Origin of the sequence: Trinickia soli (assembly GCF_002879855.1) — a bacterium.
Classification (GTDB): Bacteria; Pseudomonadota; Gammaproteobacteria; order Burkholderiales; family Burkholderiaceae; genus Trinickia; species Trinickia soli.
The window spans coordinates 1-400 of record NZ_PNYB01000093.1 but is presented as its reverse complement, the minus strand read 5'-3'; the positions used below and the strand labels follow the sequence as shown (position 1 = coordinate 400).

Annotated in this window: 1 protein-coding gene; it reads left to right on the top strand. The window is 33.5% G+C overall.

Annotated elements, in window-relative coordinates; translation table 11 throughout:
- Positions 1-400, top strand: a 400-nt coding sequence (locus tag C0Z19_RS29265; RefSeq protein ID WP_146012177.1) for a fructose-bisphosphatase class III, incomplete at both ends; no start/stop codon positions are given.

The following is a 400-nucleotide window of genomic DNA, read 5'->3' as shown; positions in this document are numbered from 1 at the left end:
GATTAAATATTGTTCTTCAAAATATACGCGTTCAAAACTGCGTAAAGCATTGCCAAAGCAATACGTTTATATTATTGAGGAACTACTGTATAAAAGTAATGAATATCAAAATAAAAAATCATATTACGAAACACTTGTTAACCAAGTAATTGAACTTAAACAGGAAGATGATTTAATTATAGGGCTTGCGTATTCTGTACAACGCTTAGTCGTCGATCATTTACACGTTGTCGGTGATATTTATGATCGTGGACCACAACCAGATAAAATTATGGATACACTGATTAATTATCATTCCCTAGATATTCAATGGGGTAATCATGATGTGCTTTGGGTTGGAGCCTATGCTGGGTCAAAAGTATGCTTAGCAAACTTACTTCGAATTTGTGCACGTTATGAT